Source organism: Gordonibacter sp. RACS_AR68 (genome assembly GCF_030418485.1).
Classification (GTDB): domain Bacteria; phylum Actinomycetota; class Coriobacteriia; order Coriobacteriales; family Eggerthellaceae; genus Gordonibacter; species Gordonibacter urolithinfaciens.
In genome coordinates this window covers 90,961-108,538 of the sequence record NZ_JAIPUP010000003.1, presented here as the reverse complement: position 1 = coordinate 108,538, position 17,578 = coordinate 90,961, and the positions used below count along the sequence as shown (strand labels likewise).

Below are 17,578 nucleotides of genomic sequence, written 5' to 3'. Positions count from 1 at the left end.
TCCGACGCGCAGGGCGGGCGGGGAAACGGGAAAAGACGGAAAGGAACCTACCATGAAGATAATCGACGCCTTCGGCATGCAGTGCCCCAAGCCGCTCGTGCTGGCCAAGAAGGAGATAGACGCGGGCTGCCGCGAGCTGTCCGTGCAGGTGGACAACGAGACGGCCGTGAAGAACCTCACGCGCCTGGGCGGCAAGACGGGCCTGGCCGTGTCCGTGGACGAGATCGAGGGCGGCTGGCTCGTGTCGTTCGCCGAGGGAGACGGCTCGGCGGCCCCGGCCCCGGCTCCCGAGGCGGCTCCCGTCGCCGCAGGCGCGTCGTGCGCGGCGGGCGGCGGGTGCGGCTATGCCGTGTTCGTCGGCAAGGACCATGTGGGCGCGGGCGACGGGGAGCTCGGGTACAACCTCATGAAGATGGCGCTGTACACGCTCTCCGAATCCGACGACGTGCCGGCGTCGCTCCTGTTCATGAACGCGGGCGTGAAGCTCGTGGCCGGCGGCGAGCAGCAGGTGGTCGACAGCGTGCGCGCGCTCGCCGAGAAGGGCACCGAGGTGCTCGTATGCGGCACGTGCCTTGACTTCTACGGGTGCAAGGACCAGCTGGCCGTGGGCGAGGTTTCCAACATGTACGACATCCTGGGCCGCATGCAGGAGGCGGCCAAGGTCATCACGCTATAGGGAGGACGGACGTGCCCCGCTACCTGCTGGCCTTCGAGTCCACCCATGCGGCCATGGCCGCCAACAAGGCGCTCGCCGCCGTGAACCCCGCCGTCATCCCCACCCCGCGCGCCATCACCGCGAGCTGCGGCATGACCCTGCGCTTCGAGGCCGAGGACGCAGCCGCGGCCCGCGCCCTCGCCGTCGCCGTGCCCGAAGCCCGCGGCCTTGCCGCCCTCTACGCCGACCAGGCGGGGGAGTACGTGTTGCTGGAAAAGCTGTAGGCGGGGGATGCCGGCGTCCGGCACAGTAATCACCGCTTTTTGACATGATTGCCCCGCGTATGGCCGGACTCGCTTTCGACGAACGGGCAGAACGTCCCGCATAGGCCATCCATGGCGAACGAGAGGCGCGATCTTGTCTCCGAGAATGCAGGAATCGGTGAAAACTGTGCTTCTCGAGAAGGGGAAGGGGGCGCCTCGGAGAGAAGGTAGGGCGCGACTTGTGGCAAGAGGGGAGGGGCGCCGGCGTCGCCCCTCCCCCAGCCTCACCCTGCGAAGCGGATCGTCCCCGGCTCGCCGGCTTCCACGCGCCCGATGCGCGCGGGCAGCCGGCCGGCGCGTGCCTCGAAGGCGCGCTCGAAGGCGCCGGCCGCCTCGGGCGGCACGGCGGCCAGCAGGCCGCCGGAGGTCTGCGGGTCGCAGACCACGGCCAGGCGGTTGTCGTACTCCTCGTCGGAAAGCGCGCCCTGCGCCACGTAGCGCTCGGCCTGGTCCATGATGGTGAACAGGCGGTTCGGCCGGCAGTAGGCGCGCGCGTGGTCCCACACGCCCTCGAACAGCGGCAGCGCCTCGAAGTCGAGCGCGGCGGCGCAGCCGCTCGCCTCCAAGAGCTCGTGCAGGTGCCCGGCCAGCCCGAAGCCGGTCACGTCCGTGGCCGCGTGCACGCCGGATTCCGCGAGCGCGGCGGCGCCGGCGGCGTTCAGCTCCATCATGGACTCCACGGCCGGGCGCAGGCCCGCGTCGTCCACGAGGTCGCAGGCGCGCGCCGCCACCATGATGCCGGTTCCCAGCGGCTTGGTCAGGTACAGCGCGTCGCCCGGCACCGCCCCCGCGTTGCGCACGATGCGGTCGGGGCGCACGGTGCCGAACACCGCGAGGCCGTACTTGGGCTCCGCGTCGTCGATGGTGTGGCCCCCGGCCACGAGCGCGCCCGCCTCGCGCACGGCGTCCGCGCCGCCGCGCAGGATGGCGCCGGCCACGTCCGCGCCCAGCGCGCAGTCGAGCGCCAGCAGGTTCAGCGCCACGTGCGGCTCGGCCCCCATGGCGAACACGTCGGAGAGCGCGTTGGCCGCCGCGATGCGCCCGAACTCGTAGGGATCGTCCACGATGGGCGTGAAGAAGTCCACGGTGAGCACGGCCGCGGAGTCGTCCGAGAGCTGCCACACGGCGGCATCGTCGCACGTGTTGAAGCCGAGCAGCAGCCGTCCGGCCCCGCTGCCCGCGTCGCCGGCAGCGTCCCGTCCGCCTGCGCCCGACGCGCCGCCGCCGGCAGCGGCCGCAAGCGCGCCCAGTATGTCGTCGAGGTCGCCCGGACCCCACTTGGCCGCTCAACCGCCTTTCGACGTGAGCTTCGTCAACCTGATGCGCTCGATCTCGTCCACGGTGCCTCCTTCCGCATGCCGCGCCTCGCCGCCTCGGGCGGGCCTCTTTCGTCGTCGGACAGTATAGCAGCCCGCCGCGCCCCCGCATGCCGCGCCTGCCAGCGGTCAGCCGCCCGTCACGTGCCCCGTCGGCATGCGACGGGCTATCGCCTTCCCGGCTCCGGGCGCCGTGCCGCGCGGGGGTTTGCGTTGCGCAACGTGGGAGCGGCAAGCAGCCCGAGCCGCACGCCGGCTACGCCTTCTCGCTCTCGTGGCCGCGCTTGTCGGGCACGAGGAAGATGAACACGAGCGAGCTTGCCAGCAGCAGGAACGGGTAGAACAGGAAGGGCATGATCTGGAACGCGGACACCGCATACCCCAGCTCCGCCGCCGCCGATATGGCCACGAGCATCTGCGCGCCGTAGGGGATGACGCCCTGGAACACGCAGGAGAACGTGTCGAGGATAGACGCCGTCTTGCGCCGCGATATATCGTAGGTCTCGGCCATGTCGGCGGTGATGGGGTTCGCGATGACGATGGCCACGGTGTTGTTGGCCGTTGCGATGTCCATGGCGCCTACCAGCAGACCCATGCCCAGCTGCCCGCCCTTCTTGCTCTTGAACAGGCTCTTGATGCCGTTCAGAAGCGCGGTGAAGCCGCCGTACTCGCGGATGAGCGCGCAGATGGCGCTCACGAGCACCGCCACCATCGTGGTCTCGAACATGCCGGCCGCGCCCGAGCCCATGCTGGCCAGAAGGTCGGTGGCCGCGGTGGCGCCGGTGGCCACCATGATGAGGGAGCCGGAGAGGATGCCCAGCAAAAGCACGACGAACACGTTCACGCCCACGATGCCGCCCACGAGCACGATAAGGTACGGCACGAGCTGGATCAGGTCGTAGTCATGGCTCACGGTGCCGCTGATGTCCGAGCCGAGCGACAGCGCCAGGATGATGGCGAGCGTCGCCAAGGCGGCCGGCACGGCTATCTTGAAGTTCTCGCGGAACTTGTCCTTCATCTGGCAGCCCTGGCCCTGGCACGCCGCGATGGTGGTGTCGGAGATGAACGACAGGTTGTCGCCGAACATCGCGCCGCCCATGACGCTGGCCACGCACAGCGGCAGGTCGAAGCCCGAGGCCGTCGACACCGCCACGGCTATGGGCGTGATGAGCGTGATGGTGCCCACCGACGTGCCCATGGCCAGCGACACGAAGCAGCTCACCACGAACAGCACCAGCACGGAGAACTCCGCGGGAATGACGGAGAGCATGAGGTAGGCCACGCTCTCGGCGCTGTCGCGGCCCACCGTGCCCACGAAGATGCCGGCCGCCATGAAGATGAGCACCATGGTGACGATGGTCTTGTCGCCTATGCCGCGACCCATGACGACCAGCTTGTCGTCGAAGGGCAGCTTGCGGTTCTGAACGCACGCCACCAGAAGCGCCACCAGGAAGATAACCACGATGGGTATGTTGTAGAAACCCATGGGGATGCCCATCCCGTATTCGAACAACACGCCCAGCCCTAGATACAGCACCAAGAACACCCCGATGGGCAGGAGCGCCTTGACGTTGCCCTTCTCCATGAACTTCCCCTTCCTCCGAACCAGCAACCCGCCTATTGTAGCGCAATGCGGCGTGCGTGCGTCCCCGAGCCCGCTCATCGACGTTTCGCGCCGCCCGCGTGTTTCCGCTTGCCGCGGAACTGGCTCCCTTTACCTGCCCGGTTGGAGCCGCTCGCCCTGGCTTGACCGCCGTTCGCCCTGGTGGGAATAGGCTCATGCACCGTTCGCCGAAAGGCCTGCAAAGGAGCTGCAGTGCGCAGGACGGGCCCGGCGCGCCCCCTATGGTACGATCAGTTCGCCGGGTGACGAGGGCATTTCCCCGGTGTCACCACCGGGATCACGCAGCGGGGCCGGGCGCCCTCCCATGCCCTCAGGCTCCCCGCCCTGCCGCGCGACTCACTGCACGTTCCCATAGGACGAGAAGGAAGGAGAGAGAGAGGACATGAACCTGTCACGCAGGGGCTTCTTCAAAGCCGCCGGTGCTGCGTTCGCCACGTCCATGGCGTTCGAGCTGTCCTCGAAGTCGGAGGCGTTTGCCGTTGAGACGTCGCCCGATTGGAAGCTCGTGAACACCGAGGAGTACACGAACATCTGCTGTTACTGCTCGGGCGGATGCGGCGTCATCTGCTCGACGCGCGACGGCGAGCTGGTCAACCTCGAAGGCGATCCCGACCACCCCATCAACCAGGGAGGCCTGTGCCCGAAGGGCGCGACGATGTTCCAGCTGCGCAACGTGGTCGATCCCGAGACGCGCGAGATCATCAAGAACACCAACCGCAAGACCAAGCCGATGGTCCGCCGCCCCGGCGCCTCCGAGTGGGAGAACATCACCTGGGACGACGCCGTCGCCGAGATAGCGCAGTGGGTCAAGAAGACCCGCGACGAGACCTTCGAGACCGTGCACGACGGCATCACGGTAAACCGCTGCCACGGCATTGCCAGCCTGGGCGGCAGCCAGCAGAACTCCGAGGAGGAGTACCTCATCAACAAGATGATGAGGTCGTTAGGGGTGATAGCCATCGACAACCAGGCTCGTGTTTGACACAGCCCCACGGTTGCCGGTCTGGCAGCAACATTCGGTCGCGGTTCCATGACGAACCACTATTGCGACATGCAGAACGCCGACGTCATCATGACCATCGGCTCCAACAACGTCGAGAACCATCCCGTGTCGTCGAAGTGGGTGCAGAAGGCCCTCGACCGCGGCGCCACGTGGATCGTGGTCGACCCCCGCTACACGCGCTCGGCCGAGATGGCGGACATCTACTGCCCCATCCGCTCGGGCACCGACATCGCCTTCTACGGCGGCCTGTTCAACTACATCATCGAGCACGACCTGTGGCAGCACGAGTACGTGCTGAACTACACGAACGCCTCCTACCTGCTGGACGAGCAGTACTCCTTCGACGTGAACGAGGGCATCTTCTCCGGCTTCGACGAGGACACGGCCGCCTACGACGCCAAGACCTGGCACTACCAGGTTGAGACGACGAAGACCTGGGACACCTCCGAGGGCGGCGCCTACGCGTGGGCCGCAGCGCCCGGCGTGCCGGAGTTCACGCCCCCGACGCTCGAGGTGCCCAAGCGCGACATGACGCTTCAGGACCCGATGTGCGTGTTCCAGCAGATGAAAAAGCACTACTCCCGCTACGACCTGGACACCGTGTCCAGCGTGTGCGGCATGGACAAGGACCTGCTGGAGAAGGTGTACGCCACCTACGCCTCCACGGGCGCTCCCGACAAGTCCGGCACGATCCTCTACGCCCTCGGGCAGACGCAGCACACCTACGGCGCGCAGAACTGCCGTTCCATGGGCATCCTGCAGCTGCTGCTGGGCAACGTGGGCGTGGCCGGCGGCGGCGTGAACGCGCTGCGCGGCGAGCCCAACGTCCAGGGCGCCACCGACATGGGCATGCTCGTGGCGAACCAGCCCGGCTACCTGAACTGGCCCACCGAATACGGCACGCCGTCTTTGCGCAAATGGTGCGAGAAGGAGACCTACTCCGATGGCTACTACACCAACAAGCCCAAGTTCGTCGTCTCCGCGCTCAAGGAGTGGTTCGGCGACGCGGCCACGGTGGACAACGACTACGGCTACGACTGGTGGCCGAAGGTGCCGAAGAGCCCCGACTACTCCATCATCGGCTCGTTCGAGCTCATGAGCCAGGGCGTCATCAAGGGCTACTTCAACTGGGGCATGAACCCCTGCCACTCCGCGCCGAACGCGAGCAACGTGCGCCGCGCCATGGCGAACCTCGACTGGCTCGTGGTGGCCGACTGGGTGGAGACGGAGTCCGCCACCTTCTGGAAGGCCCCCGACATGAACCCGGCCGATATCGACACCACGGTGTACTTCCTGCCGGCCGCGCTCATCTACGAGAAGCCCGGCATCATCCTGAACTCCGGCCGCTGGCTGCAGTGGCGCTACCAGGCCGTCGAGCCGTGGGACGAGGCCAAGCCCGACTACGAGATCTGCGACGTGCTGTGGACGGCCATCGTCGACCTCTACAAGAAGGAGGGCGGCGTCGCGGCGGAGCCCATCGTGAACACGAAGTGGGACTACTACGTGGACGGCAAGATCGACCCGCGTCCCGTGGCCTGGGCCCTCAACGGCTACGTGTACGACGGCACCGAGTGCAACACCACCTCGGCGGCCCCGAAGACCGAGCTGCTCTCCACCTTCGCGAACCTCAAGGCCGACGGCTCCACGGCCTGCGGCATGTGGATCTACACCGGCTTCTGGGCCAACAACGAGGCACCCCTCGATCCGGCCGAGCAGGCCATCGGCAGCCGCGTGGCCGACGACCCGACCGGCCTCGGCCTGCATCCGAAGTGGTCGTTCGCCTGGCCGCTCAACCGCCGCATCATCTACAACCGCGCCTCGGCCGACCTGAACGGCAAGCCGTGGAACCCCGAGCGCACGCTCGTGGAGTGGACGGGCGAGAAGTGGGTGCAGAACGACGTGGGTGACTTCGTGGCCGTGTCCAACGGCAAGCCCGTGCCCCCCAACGACAAGGCGTTCATGATGCTCTGGGAGCAGAACGCGCGCCTGGAGAGCTACAGCATGGGAGACGGGCCCCTGCCCGAGCACTACGAGCCCTTCGAGAGCCCGGCGGACAACCAGATGAACGGCCGGCAGAACTCGCCGTGCGTCCGCTTCGCCGAGTTCGAGTCGGTCAAGCGCGGCGACCGCTCCGAGTTCCCCATCGCGGTGACCACGTACTCCGTCACCGAGCACTGGCAGACCGGCGGGCAGACCCGCACGTGCCCGGCCCTCAACGAGGCCATGCCCGAGCAGTTCGTGGAGATGTCGCTGGAGCTGGCCGAGGAGAAGGGCATCAAGAACGGCGAGAAGGTCCGCGTGCGCAACAACCGCGGCTCCGTCGAGGTGATGGCCCTTGTCACGCCGCGCTTCAAGCCGTTCACGGTTAACGGCGAGACCGTGCACCAGGTGGGCATGACGCACCACTTCGGCTGGGCGGGCGAGTACGCCACCGGCGACATCGTGAACGACCTGCCGCCGAACGTGGGCGACCCGAACTGCTGGGTGCCCGAGTACAAGGCGTTCCTCGTCGACATCGAGAAGATCTAGGGAGGTGTTGAATGATGAGTGACAAAGCCATACTGTTCGACACCTCGCGCTGCAGCGCATGCCGCGGCTGCCAGGTGGCCTGCAAATGCTGGAACGACCTGCCGTCGACGCTCGAGAAGAACGGCAACCCGTCCACCGGCTCGTACCAGAGCCCGATGGACCTGAACGGCACCACCCGCATCCTGATCTCCTTCAACGAGGAGGCAGGTGGCGACAAGGGCGTGAAGTGGGCCTTCGGGCGCCGCTCGTGCCAGCACTGCACCGACGCCGCGTGCGCCACCATCTGCCCGGCCGGAGCCATTGCCAAGCACGAGGCCACGGGCCTGGTGACGGTGGACGAGTCCAAGTGCATCGGCTGCCAGTACTGCTCCACGGCGTGCCCGTTCGACGTCCCCCGCTACCAGGAGGGCCTGCGCACGACCGTCAACAAGTGCACGGGCTGCGTGGACCGCATCGAGCAGGGCAGGGAGCCCGCCTGCGTCACCACGTGCCAGCCGGACGCCCTCGTGTTCGGCGACCGCGACGAGATGATAGCGCTGGCGCACGAGCGCGCCGACTTCCTCAAGGCCCGCGGCTACGAGGACGCGGTGGTCTACGGCGAGGACGAGATGGGCGGCCTGCATGTCATCCAGGTGCTGAAGTACGGCGTGGCCGCACATGGCCAGGTGGAGAACCCGCAGGCTAACCCGGTGGTGGGCCTCACGCAGATCATGAAGCCGATCACGGGCGCCGTCACGGGGCTCACCGTGGCGGGCCTCGCCGCCATGTTCGCGCTCGGCGTCGGCTACAAGCGCGACAAGCTGGCGTACAACCCCGAGACGGAGGACACGATCTCCGTCGACACCGGCCAGGTCGTCAAGCATGGCGACGGCCAGGACGAGGAGACGGTGATGGAGCACATTACCGAGAACCTCCCGGGCAAGAAGGGAGGCAACTGATGAGCAAGGGACCCGTTATGGTTTCCGCCGAGGAAACCGCCAAGAACAAGGCGTTCTTGGAGCAGATGGCGGCCAGCGGCACGGAACGCTACATCCGCCGCCACTCCAAGCAGGCGCGCTGGACGCACGGCATCACCATCATCGCGTGCATCCTGCTGTGCATCTCGGGCTTGTTCGTGTTCGTTCCGGCCTTGGCGGCCGCGGCGGGGGCGGACACGGTGTTCGCCATCCGCATGTCGCACCGCGTGATCGGCGTCATCTTCGTGATCGTGCCCCTGATCAGCGCCATCATGGCGCCCAAGGGTGTGAAGCACATCTTCAAGAACCTGTTCGACCGGTGGGATTCGGACGACAAGAAGTGGATGATGCTGTTCTTCCCCTACCTGTTCATGGCCAAGTGGATCCACATGCCCGACCAGCGCGAGGTCAAGAGCGGCCAGCGCTTCGCCGACGGCATGCTGTGGTTCGCGGGCGCGCTCATGGGCATCACGGGCGTCATCCTGCTTTTGGGCACGACCCTCTTTGACTTCGGGTCGGGCGTGCACGGCGTGACGCTGTTCCTGCACGACATCGGCTTTCTGCTGATCGCGGTGTTCGGGCTGGCGCACATTTTCCTGGGTGCGGGCATCTTCCAGCCGTACCGGGGAACGTACAAGCTCATGTTCGGCGATGGCACGGTCTCCGAGTCCGACGCCCTGTACCACTGGGGCCACTGGGCTCGCAAGGAAATCGCTTCCGGCGAGAACGTGATAGAGAAGAAGGCTTAAGGGAGCCGCTTTTGCGGGGCTGCCGGGGCGGATCGTGCCCCGGCTGCTCCGCTGGCCGTTCGCAGGGGCGCTCGGGGGAGAGCCCCTGCGAACGGCCAGCGCCAAGGGCGCGCCGAGGAAAGGCCGGGCACGGGCGGAGGAAGCGACGCCGACGGCCCGGACGGTACGGATCGACGCAACTGACTGACAAGGATACGGCATGAATTTGAAAGCGATCGACGCGGCTTTGGCCGCTTACCGCGAGAAGCTCGACGAGGGCGAGATGGCGCGCCTCGCGTTCTTCCGCAAGCTGTGGGGCGCCCTGGACGAGGCGGCGGCCGACGCGCCCGCCGCGGAGGGCTGGGACGCGCCGTGCGCGGAGGACCTGCGCACCTGGTTCGCGGCGGGCGAGCCGGTGCTCGCGCACGCGCCGGCAACGGTGGGGGCCGCCCCGTTCGCCGTAGCGCTCGGGCGCGCGGCTGCCTGCGCGGCCGAGCACGGCGGCTTCGCCGCGGGCACGGCCGAGGCGCTCGGCCGCACGAGGTGGGACCGCATCGTTGCCGCGAGCCCGCTCGGGCTGGCCGGCAGCGACCCGGCAGCCTATCTGGATGCCCTGGCCGAGCTGCTGGCAGACGACGGCATGACCGAGGACCAGGCACGCACGGCCGCGCTGGTGGCGGCGCTTGCGCTGCGCTCGCAGCTGAAGGAGCCTGCCCGTGCGGCGGCTCGCGCGCTCGGGCAGGCGGGCTGCGACGCGCCGCACCCCCTTGCGTGCCCGGTGTGCGGCGGCGCCCCGGCCGCGGGTCGCGTGGGCGGCGAGAACTCGACGCAGGGGCGCGGCAAGACGCTCTGGTGCGCTCAGTGCGGCACGTCGTGGGAGATCGAGCGCGTGCGCTGCGCCCGCTGCGGCACGCAGAACCAGGCGCACCTGCACTACTACAACGTGGAGGGCGACGACGCCCACCGCATCGCCACCTGCGACGAGTGCGGCGGCTACCTGCGCACCGTCTACGCGGACGACGCGCTCGCGCCGTTCTCGTTCGAGGTGGAGGACGTGGTCATGGCCCGGCTCGACGCCATCGCGGCTGAGCGGGGCTAGAGAAGGGAAGGGGGGCGCATGGCCGTCATCGAGTACCGCCCGTTCGCGCCGCGCACGACGGCCGAGCGGCCCATCCGCATATTCTTGAACGACGCGCCCGTGGCGGTGAGCCAGGGCAGCCCGTACGACCTGGCCGAGCTGGCCGTGGGCTACCTCCTGTCCGAGGGCCTCATCGCCGACCGCGAGCGCTTCGTGGAGGTGACGGCCGACCCCGAGGCGGCGGCCGTGTACGTGGCCAGCGGCGAGCGCGCCGCGGAGGGCTACGTGCCGCTGCACCGCGTGACCTCGGCCGGCTGCGCCCGCTCGGCGCTCCTGGCCGACGGCGGGGGCGTGCCGAGCCCCCGGCGCCTGGAGACCGCCGCACGCTTCGACGCCGATGCCCTGCTCGCCCAGATGGACGAGCTCTGCGAGCGCAGCCCGCGACGCAACACCGGTGAGTGCGTGCATGGCTGCGGCCTGGGCGACGGCCGCACGGGGGGCCTTCTGCTCGTGCGCGAGGACATCGGGCGGCACAACGCCATGGACAAGCTCATCGGCCAGGCGTGGCTCGACCGCGTGCCGTTGGACGACAAGGCCCTGTTCATCACGGGACGCATCAGCTGCGAGATGGCCCTCAAGGCCCACCGCGCCGGCTGCCCCGTGCTCGTGAGCCGCAAGTCCGCCACCGACGAGGCGGCCCGGCGTGCCGAGGAGCTGGGCGTGACGCTGGTATCCCACTGCCGCGACGGCCGCCTGCGCGTCCTGTCCTGCCCCGACCGCATCGCGGGCTAGGCTTCGGCGGACGGGGCGCCCGGCAACGCTTGCGTGCCGGATCGCCTGCGGCCGCGCGCAAGGCTCGCAGGGCGCGGCCCGGCGTTGTACAATGGCGGAAAAGCGCCCGCCAGCCTCCCGAGCCGGACGTGCCGTGCGGCGGGCCGAGCCTGCAAGGTTAGGAGCCGCCCATGAGCATCGTCGCCGCCTACGTCGTACCGCATCCCCCGCTCATCGTGCCGGCGGTGGGGCACGGCCAGGAGCGCGCCATCCAGGCCACCGTCGACGCTTACGAGGAGGTGGCCCGCCGCATCGCCGCTCATGCGCCCGACACCATCGTCGTGGTCTCGCCGCATGCGCCGCTCTACTACGACTGCTTCCATATCTCCACCGGCGACGCCGCCCACGGCGACATGGGGCGGTTCGACGCGTGGGAGGCCGCCATGAACGTGCCGTACGACCCCTCCTTCGCCGCAGCGGTATCGGCCTGCGCCCGCGCCCGCGGCGTGCCCATCTGCGGCAGCGGCATGCGCGACGGCGAGCTCGACCACGCCACGTTCGTGCCGCTCCACTTCGTGAACGAGCGCTATGCCGGCTACCGCCTGGTGCGCGTGGGACTCTCGGGCCTGACCCCCGCCGATCACCGCGAGGTCGGGCGCTGCGTTGCCGAGGCGGCTTGCGACTTGGACCGCACCTGCGTGCTCGTGGCCTCGGGCGACCTGTCCCACAAGCTGAAGGAGGACGGCCCCTACGGCTTTGCGCCCGAAGGCCCCGTGTTCGACCGCACGGTCACGGGCCTCTTCGACGAGGGCGACCTCGAGGGGCTCTTCTCGATCGATGCGGCGTTCCGCGAGGCGGCGGCCGAGTGCGGCCTTGGCTCGTTCCAGATCATGGCCGGCGCGCTGGACGGCGTGCCGGTTACCCACGAGCTGCTGAGCTACGAGGGGCCGTTCGGCGTTGGCTACGCCGTGGCCGCCTTCGAGGTGCAGGGGCCGAAGGGCGATGGAGCGGTTGCCGCGGGCGTGGACGCGGAAGCCGACGCGCGCGGGGCCGAGGACGCAGCGGCCGCTGAGCGGGACGGGGCCGACCCGTTCGTCGCGCTCGCGCGCGCCGCGGTGGAGGACTTCGTGCGCACGGGACGGCCCCTCGCGCGCCCCGACGGATTGCCGCCGGAGCTCGCCGACGCGCGCGCCGGCGTGTTCGTGTCGCTGCACGAGGGCGGCGACCTGCGCGGCTGCATCGGCACCGTCGAGCCCGTCACCGGCTCGATCGCCGACGAGATCATCCGCAACGGCGCGGCGGCCGCGAGCGAGGACCCGCGCTTCCCGCCGGTGGGCGCCGGCGAGCTCGACGCGCTGTCGTACTCGGTGGACGTGCTGTTCCCGCCGGAGCCCGTGGACTCGGAGGCCGCGCTCGACCCGGCGCGCTACGGCGTCATCGTGACGCTCGGGCGCCGGCGCGGCCTTTTGCTGCCGAACCTGGAGGGCGTGGACACGGCGGCCCAGCAGGTTGCCATCGCCCGCGCGAAGGCGGGCATCGCGCCTGATGAGGGCGGTGTGCGGCTCGAGCGCTTCGAGGTCGTGCGCCACGACCGCGGCGGGGAGGCCCTCCGTGGCTGAGCCGGGAGCAGCTAAGCCGGGGGCCGTGCCCGAGGGGTGCGCAGGCGCGCCCCGGTCCTCCGCCGAGGATGCGCCGCACGGCGGCCGGGCCGTCTGCGGCGTGTGCCCGCACGCCTGCGCGCCCGCCGAGGGCCGGCAGGGCCTCTGCCGCGCCCGCGTCGCCCGCGGCGAGCAGGTGGTCTGCGAGAGCTACGGCCGCGTGACGTCGCTTGCGCTGGACCCCGTGGAGAAGAAGCCGCTCGCGCGCTGGCACCCCGGCTCGCTCGTGCTGTCGGCAGGCTCCTACGGCTGCAACCTGCGCTGCCCGTTCTGCCAGAACGCCTCCATCGCCTGCGCCGGGCCGGACGACGTGCCGTGGCGCCCGATGGCGCCCGCCGAGCTGGCGGACCTCGCTCTGGAGGCGCGGGACCGCGGCTGCGTGGGCGTGGCCTACACCTACAACGAGCCGCTCGTGGGCATCGAGTTCGTCGCCGACACCGCGCGCCTCGTGCGCGGGCGGGGGATGGCGAACGTGCTCGTGAGCAACGGCATGGTGAACGCGGGCCCGCTCGCCGGGCTCGTGCCGCTCCTGGATGCCGCCAACATCGACCTCAAGGGGTTCTCGCAGGAATTCTACGACGTGGCGGGCGGCGACTTCGAGGCCGTGAGGCGCACCATCGCCGCGCTGGCCGCGGCACCCGGCTGCCACCTGGAGGTGACGACGCTCGTCGTCCCCGGCCTGAACGACGACGAGGCGACCATCGACGCGGCCGCCGCCTGGCTCGCCTCGCTCGACCCCGCCATCCCGTACCATCTCACGCGCTTCTTCCCCTGCCACCGCCTGACCGACCGCCCGCCCACGCCCGCGGCCGACCTGCGCCGCCTGGCCGACGTTGCCCGGCGCCACCTGGACGACGTGCTGCTGGGCAACTGCTGAGCGCCCTCCCTCCGTTCCCGCGGTTCCGCTATACTGGCTCCTAACCCGCGAACCGAGGAGAGCCATGCTGCGCTATTTCAAGAAGTACGTCTGGGCCGCCTACGCGCTGTCGGTGCTGATACCCGCGGCATCGCTCGCCGCCTTCTCCCTGGTGATGGGCGGCAACGTGGTCAAGACGCTGCCGGGGCTGTTCTCGTCGCTCATGCTGTTCTTCGCGTGCCTGTACGTCATGCCGCGCCTCATGGGGCAGCTGGCCGACCGCAAGGCCGAGCAGCTCGTCTCGCTCTACAACGACGGATGCGACCCGGACGCCTTCCGCGCCCAGGCCGCCGCGCCCGCCCGCGCCATCGGGGAGCCGTACACGGAGGCGGGCTCGTGGTTCCTGTCGTTCTACGCGCTGGCGCTTGCCGATGGCGGCCAGGTCGAGGAGGCGGCGCGCATCGGCGAGGGCCTGCGCGCGAGCGCCGCGCAGGCGCAGGATGAGCGCGAGCGTGCGGCGCTGCTCGTGAACATGGAGCCGGTCGTGCAGAGGCTGTTGGGCGCCCGACCGGCGCTCGGGGCCGTGGAGGAGGCCGAGCGCCTGCTGGAGGGTGACTCGTCCGCCGAGACCGCCCAGCGCCGTAACTTCCTTGCCTGGGAGCGCGGCGTACTGGAAGCCCGCCTGTCCGGCGACGACGGCGTGCTGGCCCCGAAGCTCGCGCACGTGAGGGAGACCGAAGGCTATCCGCTGCGCATGCGCGTGCTGGCCGCTGCGGACGAGGCGGCCGTCCGCCGGCGCCAGGGCGACGGGGCGCGCGAGCGGGAGTGCCTTCGTTTCGTCGTCGAGAACGGCAATCGCCTGCCCGCCGTGCCCGAAGCCCGCGCACGCCTCGCGGAGCTCGGCAAGTGACCACCGTGCGGCGCACGGTCGGATAGCCACGTAAAGCCGTCCGGAATTGCGGCGAGCCCTACGGCGAGGTGCTGCCCGGGCGTTTCGTGCCGTGGCTCGAGCAGGACCCATGCTTCTACGACCTGGGCAATTGGATAATGGAGCAAGCGCTGGCAGACGGCGTGCTCATGGTACGCCGGCATCCCGGCCTGCGTCTCAACGTGAACGGGCTGAGCTGCCGGCGGCGCGCGCCGCCGACCCTGCCGCGGCCGCGCTTCGGCCGGGCGATCCCGCTGCACTGCTCTGCGTTCCTGCCAGCGCCGTGTCCTGCGTTCCAGCTACGCGATCCGTAGGCTCTCCCGTTCGCTTCCTGCGCCTCCGCGCCCTGCACTTTCGCCTGCTGCGCCTTTGCCGGGCAGATGCCTCCCCGCCCTTTTCGCGGTGCAGTGCCCCGGTTTCGCCCGGCTCGTTGACGGCGGTGGCCGGCGGCGTCTAGGATAGGTCGGATCGTGTCCGATACGCGCCCGTCCGCGGCGTGTCGAGTGGGAGGATGTTCGGTGGAGAAGCGCCCAGCGCGGCCACGGGCCGCCGTTGTCCTGGCCGTCTTGCTCGTCGTGCTGCTGGGGGCCGCGGCATCCGGTTTCGGCTTCCTGGTGTGGCAGCAGCGGCAGATAGACCGCGCCGTGGCGGAGGTCGCCCAGACGCCGCTGCCCGCCGTGGAACCCGCGGTGGAGGCGCAGGAGGCCGGACCGCAGAACCCCATCGACTTCGCCGCCCTAAAGGCGGAGAATCCCGACCTGTACGCGTGGATCTACGTGCCGAACACGAACGTCAACCTGCCGGTGGCGCAGCGCGCCGGGGACGACTTCTTCTACCTGGACCACGACTACCGCGGCAACTGCGCCGTAGAGGGCGCTGTGTTCTCTCAGATGGCGAATGCCAAGGACTTTACCGACCCGGTCACGGTGCTCTATGGTCACAACATCGTGAACGATGGCATGTTCGCCACGCTGCATAGCTTCGAAGATCCCGCCTTCTTTGCGGCGAACGAGGCATTCTATGTTTACATTCCCGGGCATATCCTCACGTATCGCGTGGCGGCGGCCTATGAATACGATGACCGCCATATCCTGAATTCATTTGACTTCGCCGATTCGGTGGTGCGCGAGAACTATTTCGCTTCCGTGCTCGCCCCCGACGACCTGCAAGCCAACGTGCGCGAGGGCATCGCTCTTAACGCCGAGAGCAAGCTCGTCCAGCTGAGCACGTGCCGATCGGCCTTCACGAGTGATCCTGTGCGCTACCTCGTTACCGGTGTGCTGACTGACGACCAAACAACTGCGGCTGCATAGGGGTTTTCTGCCAAAACGTCGCTCGCCGTGCTGCTGCTATTGCTGAAACTTTTCCTATTTCGCAGAGGAGAAGTCTGCTTTCGTCTTACGGGTCGATTGGCGTGTGGTTGTGCTTTAGCATGAGGAAGCTGTGGTTCGCACGCGCCTTCTTGTGGGGGCGCGCCAATGAGAGAGGTGTGAGATGAGGAAGAAACTGGCGGCGCTTCTGTGCGCCGGAATGCTCGCGTGCGCGCTCCCTGCGCTCGCATGGGCCGAGGAAGCGGCTGAGCCGACGGCGGATCAGGCGACCGCGCAGGAGACGGGAGCAGCGACCCGCTCGATCGGGCCGTGGCAGGAGAGCGCGTCGAACGAGGACGGCTCGTTCGTCCTCTCTGGCGAGACGAGGGCAGCCTCGTTTGCCATCATCGCTACGAGCGAGACGGCCGACGACGCTCTGGACGGCATGCCCTCGTTCAGGGTCGTTGCCGAGAGCGCGACCAAGAAGATCGATTTCGGCGCGGCGCTTATCGCAGGCGGTAAATACGCTGGTTGCAACAAACTCGAGGTGCACGTGAAGCCGAGCGCGGGCAGCGCCGGCACCGCTAAGACGTTCGAGGTGACGAGGGCCGCCAGCCAGAGCAGCTTCAACTTCACGTCCGAGATGCTCAACCTCGGCGACCAGACGGCCGATGCCTTCTACAACGCCGACTTCATCATGACGCTCGTTCCCTCGAAGGTGGATGCGGACGAACCGGCCGTCGACGACCCAGCCGCGCTGCCGTCCGGCACCGACACGGGCGCGACCTCGCCGAAGACCGGCATGGATGCCGGTGCGGTGGCGGGCGCCTCTTTCGGCATGCTGGCCGCCGCCGGAGTCGTGGCCTTCGCGCTGCGCCGCAAACTCGCGTAGAAACGCTTCGAACATCCGGTGTGCCATCTGAACGGCGGCTCGCGCGAGCCGCCGCTCGCGCTGCGACCGGAAATTCGATTATGCACGTTCTCGTAAATTTCTGCATAAAAGGGGTTACATATCGCGGGTAAACCGCATATACTGCGAGCAGTCCTTTAAAAGCGGTACAGAGAGACCGACAAGGTAACAGCCACCAAGCGCTCGCCCGGAAAAGAGCGCGCGGAGTCGAAGCCTTTGTCTGTCGCGGAGGCTTTTTTCTTGCCCGGCGACAGGCGCCTGCGAGGCGGGGGAGCGCGAAGGCGCGAACCGCACGACGGGGTGAGGGTCGCCTGTACCATCCCGAACGGAAGGGGTGGGTGCATGACCGACACCGGCACAGTCAAGACCGTCTGCATGGACGCGGACGAGATCGAGCGGTCGTTGACGCGCATTGCGCATCAGATCCTCGAGGCGAACAAGGGCGCGGACAACATCGCGCTCGTCGGCATCGTGACGCGCGGCGATTTGCTCGCCAAGCGCCTGGCCGAGAAGATCGAGCAGATCGAGGGCACGAAGGTGCCGCTCGGCAAGCTCGACATCAGCTTCTACCGCGACGACTTCGCGACGCATCTCGCTCCCGAGGTGCACTCCACCGACATCTTCTTCGATCTCGACGGCAAGGACATCGTCCTCGTGGACGACGTGCTGTACACGGGCCGCACCATCCGCGCCGCGCTCGACGCGCTCATGGACATCGGCCGCCCGGCCACGGTGCAGCTGGCCGTGCTGGTGGACCGCGGGCACCGTCAGCTGCCCATCCGCGCCGACTTCGTGGGCAAGAACGTGCCGTCGGCGGCGGACGAGAACGTGCGCCTCTTCCTGGAGGAGACGGACGGCAAGTCCGAGGTCGAGATTCTGGAAATCGCACCGGGCTCCCGCGCGGGTTCGGCACCGCTGGGAGGTGAATAGGGC

Annotated in this window: 15 protein-coding genes; 13 read left to right on the top strand and 2 right to left on the bottom strand. The window is 68.8% G+C overall.

Annotated features, from left to right (window positions below; translation table 11 throughout):
* Positions 1–52: 52 nt before the first annotated feature.
* Both yedF and K9U15_RS07685 read left to right on the top strand, forming a co-directional pair.
* Positions 53–676, top strand: a complete 624-nt coding sequence (gene yedF / locus K9U15_RS07690; protein ID WP_096226592.1) for a sulfurtransferase-like selenium metabolism protein YedF — start codon at positions 53–55, stop codon at positions 674–676.
* 11 nt (positions 677–687) lie between these two features.
* Positions 688–939, top strand: coding sequence for a putative Se/S carrier-like protein (locus K9U15_RS07685; RefSeq protein WP_096226591.1), 252 nt, complete (start codon positions 688–690; stop codon positions 937–939).
* Between the two features lie 263 nt (positions 940–1,202).
* On the opposite strand, the gene selD is transcribed toward K9U15_RS07685, so the two are convergent.
* Entirely contained in the window at positions 1,203–2,318 is a 1,116-nt protein-coding gene (selD, locus tag K9U15_RS07680) for a selenide, water dikinase SelD (RefSeq protein WP_123674496.1), read from the bottom strand.
* A gap of 232 nt (positions 2,319–2,550) precedes the next feature.
* On the bottom strand, positions 2,551–3,879 hold the full coding sequence (locus tag K9U15_RS07675) for a Na+/H+ antiporter NhaC family protein (protein ID WP_123674497.1): 1,329 nt from the start codon (positions 3,877–3,879) through the stop codon (positions 2,551–2,553).
* 421 nt (positions 3,880–4,300) lie between these two features.
* On the opposite strand from K9U15_RS07675, the gene K9U15_RS07665 reads away from it, so the two are divergent.
* From K9U15_RS07665 to pyrR, 11 genes are all read left to right on the top strand, one after another.
* The gene (locus K9U15_RS07665) at positions 4,301–7,450 is read left to right on the top strand and encodes a molybdopterin-dependent oxidoreductase (RefSeq protein ID WP_147611925.1); all 3,150 of its coding nucleotides are present in this window, start codon (positions 4,301–4,303) and stop codon (positions 7,448–7,450) included.
* Positions 7,451–7,461: 11 nt separating this feature from the next.
* A complete protein-coding gene (locus K9U15_RS07660) occupies positions 7,462–8,388 on the top strand; it encodes a 4Fe-4S dicluster domain-containing protein (protein WP_224768066.1) in 927 nt (308 codons plus the stop codon).
* Entirely contained in the window at positions 8,388–9,155 is a 768-nt protein-coding gene (locus K9U15_RS07655) for a cytochrome b/b6 domain-containing protein (RefSeq protein WP_087189695.1), read from the top strand. Before K9U15_RS07660 ends, K9U15_RS07655 begins: the two co-directional genes overlap by 1 nt.
* A 199-nt stretch (positions 9,156–9,354) precedes the next feature.
* On the top strand, positions 9,355–10,233 hold the full coding sequence (locus K9U15_RS07650; protein WP_301155859.1) for a formate dehydrogenase accessory protein FdhE: 879 nt from the start codon (positions 9,355–9,357) through the stop codon (positions 10,231–10,233).
* Positions 10,234–10,251: 18 nt separating this feature from the next.
* On the top strand, positions 10,252–11,004 hold the full coding sequence (locus tag K9U15_RS07645) for a formate dehydrogenase accessory sulfurtransferase FdhD (RefSeq protein WP_301155858.1): 753 nt from the start codon (positions 10,252–10,254) through the stop codon (positions 11,002–11,004).
* Positions 11,005–11,174: 170 nt separating this feature from the next.
* Positions 11,175–12,602: an AmmeMemoRadiSam system protein A gene (gene amrA / locus K9U15_RS07640; protein ID WP_301155857.1), complete on the top strand. Its 1,428-nt coding sequence runs from the start codon at positions 11,175–11,177 to the stop codon at positions 12,600–12,602.
* Positions 12,595–13,518, top strand: coding sequence for an AmmeMemoRadiSam system radical SAM enzyme (gene amrS, locus K9U15_RS07635; protein WP_301155856.1), 924 nt, complete (start codon positions 12,595–12,597; stop codon positions 13,516–13,518). The genes amrA and amrS overlap by 8 nt, the downstream gene beginning before the upstream one ends.
* A 64-nt stretch (positions 13,519–13,582) precedes the next feature.
* Entirely contained in the window at positions 13,583–14,407 is an 825-nt protein-coding gene (locus K9U15_RS07630) for a hypothetical protein (RefSeq protein WP_096226583.1), read from the top strand.
* 536 nt (positions 14,408–14,943) lie between these two features.
* Complete coding sequence (locus K9U15_RS07625) at positions 14,944–15,738, top strand: class B sortase (protein ID WP_301155855.1); 795 nt, start codon at positions 14,944–14,946, stop codon at positions 15,736–15,738.
* Positions 15,739–15,919: 181 nt separating this feature from the next.
* Positions 15,920–16,627, top strand: a complete 708-nt coding sequence (locus K9U15_RS07620) for an NPXTG-anchored protein (RefSeq protein WP_096226581.1) — start codon at positions 15,920–15,922, stop codon at positions 16,625–16,627.
* A 360-nt stretch (positions 16,628–16,987) separates the two neighbouring features.
* Positions 16,988–17,575, top strand: coding sequence for a bifunctional pyr operon transcriptional regulator/uracil phosphoribosyltransferase PyrR (pyrR, locus tag K9U15_RS07615; protein ID WP_087189703.1), 588 nt, complete (start codon positions 16,988–16,990; stop codon positions 17,573–17,575).
* The last annotated feature ends 3 nt before the right edge of the window (positions 17,576–17,578 follow it).

What these genes read in the sequence shown, in the direction of transcription:
- yedF (WP_096226592.1), top strand. Translation starts at nt 53, where the DNA reads ATGAAGATAATCGACGCCTTCGGCATGCAGTGCCCCAAGCCGCTCGTG.
- K9U15_RS07675 (WP_123674497.1), bottom strand. Translation starts at nt 3,879, where the DNA reads ATGGAGAAGGGCAACGTCAAGGCGCTCCTGCCCATCGGGGTGTTCTTG.
- K9U15_RS07660 (WP_224768066.1), top strand. Translation starts at nt 7,462, where the DNA reads ATGATGAGTGACAAAGCCATACTGTTCGACACCTCGCGCTGCAGCGCA.
- K9U15_RS07655 (WP_087189695.1), top strand. Translation starts at nt 8,388, where the DNA reads ATGAGCAAGGGACCCGTTATGGTTTCCGCCGAGGAAACCGCCAAGAAC.
- K9U15_RS07650 (WP_301155859.1), top strand. Translation starts at nt 9,355, where the DNA reads ATGAATTTGAAAGCGATCGACGCGGCTTTGGCCGCTTACCGCGAGAAG.
- K9U15_RS07645 (WP_301155858.1), top strand. Translation starts at nt 10,252, where the DNA reads ATGGCCGTCATCGAGTACCGCCCGTTCGCGCCGCGCACGACGGCCGAG.
- amrA (WP_301155857.1), top strand. Translation starts at nt 11,175, where the DNA reads ATGAGCATCGTCGCCGCCTACGTCGTACCGCATCCCCCGCTCATCGTG.
- K9U15_RS07630 (WP_096226583.1), top strand. Translation starts at nt 13,583, where the DNA reads ATGCTGCGCTATTTCAAGAAGTACGTCTGGGCCGCCTACGCGCTGTCG.
- K9U15_RS07620 (WP_096226581.1), top strand. Translation starts at nt 15,920, where the DNA reads ATGAGGAAGAAACTGGCGGCGCTTCTGTGCGCCGGAATGCTCGCGTGC.
- pyrR (WP_087189703.1), top strand. Translation starts at nt 16,988, where the DNA reads ATGACCGACACCGGCACAGTCAAGACCGTCTGCATGGACGCGGACGAG.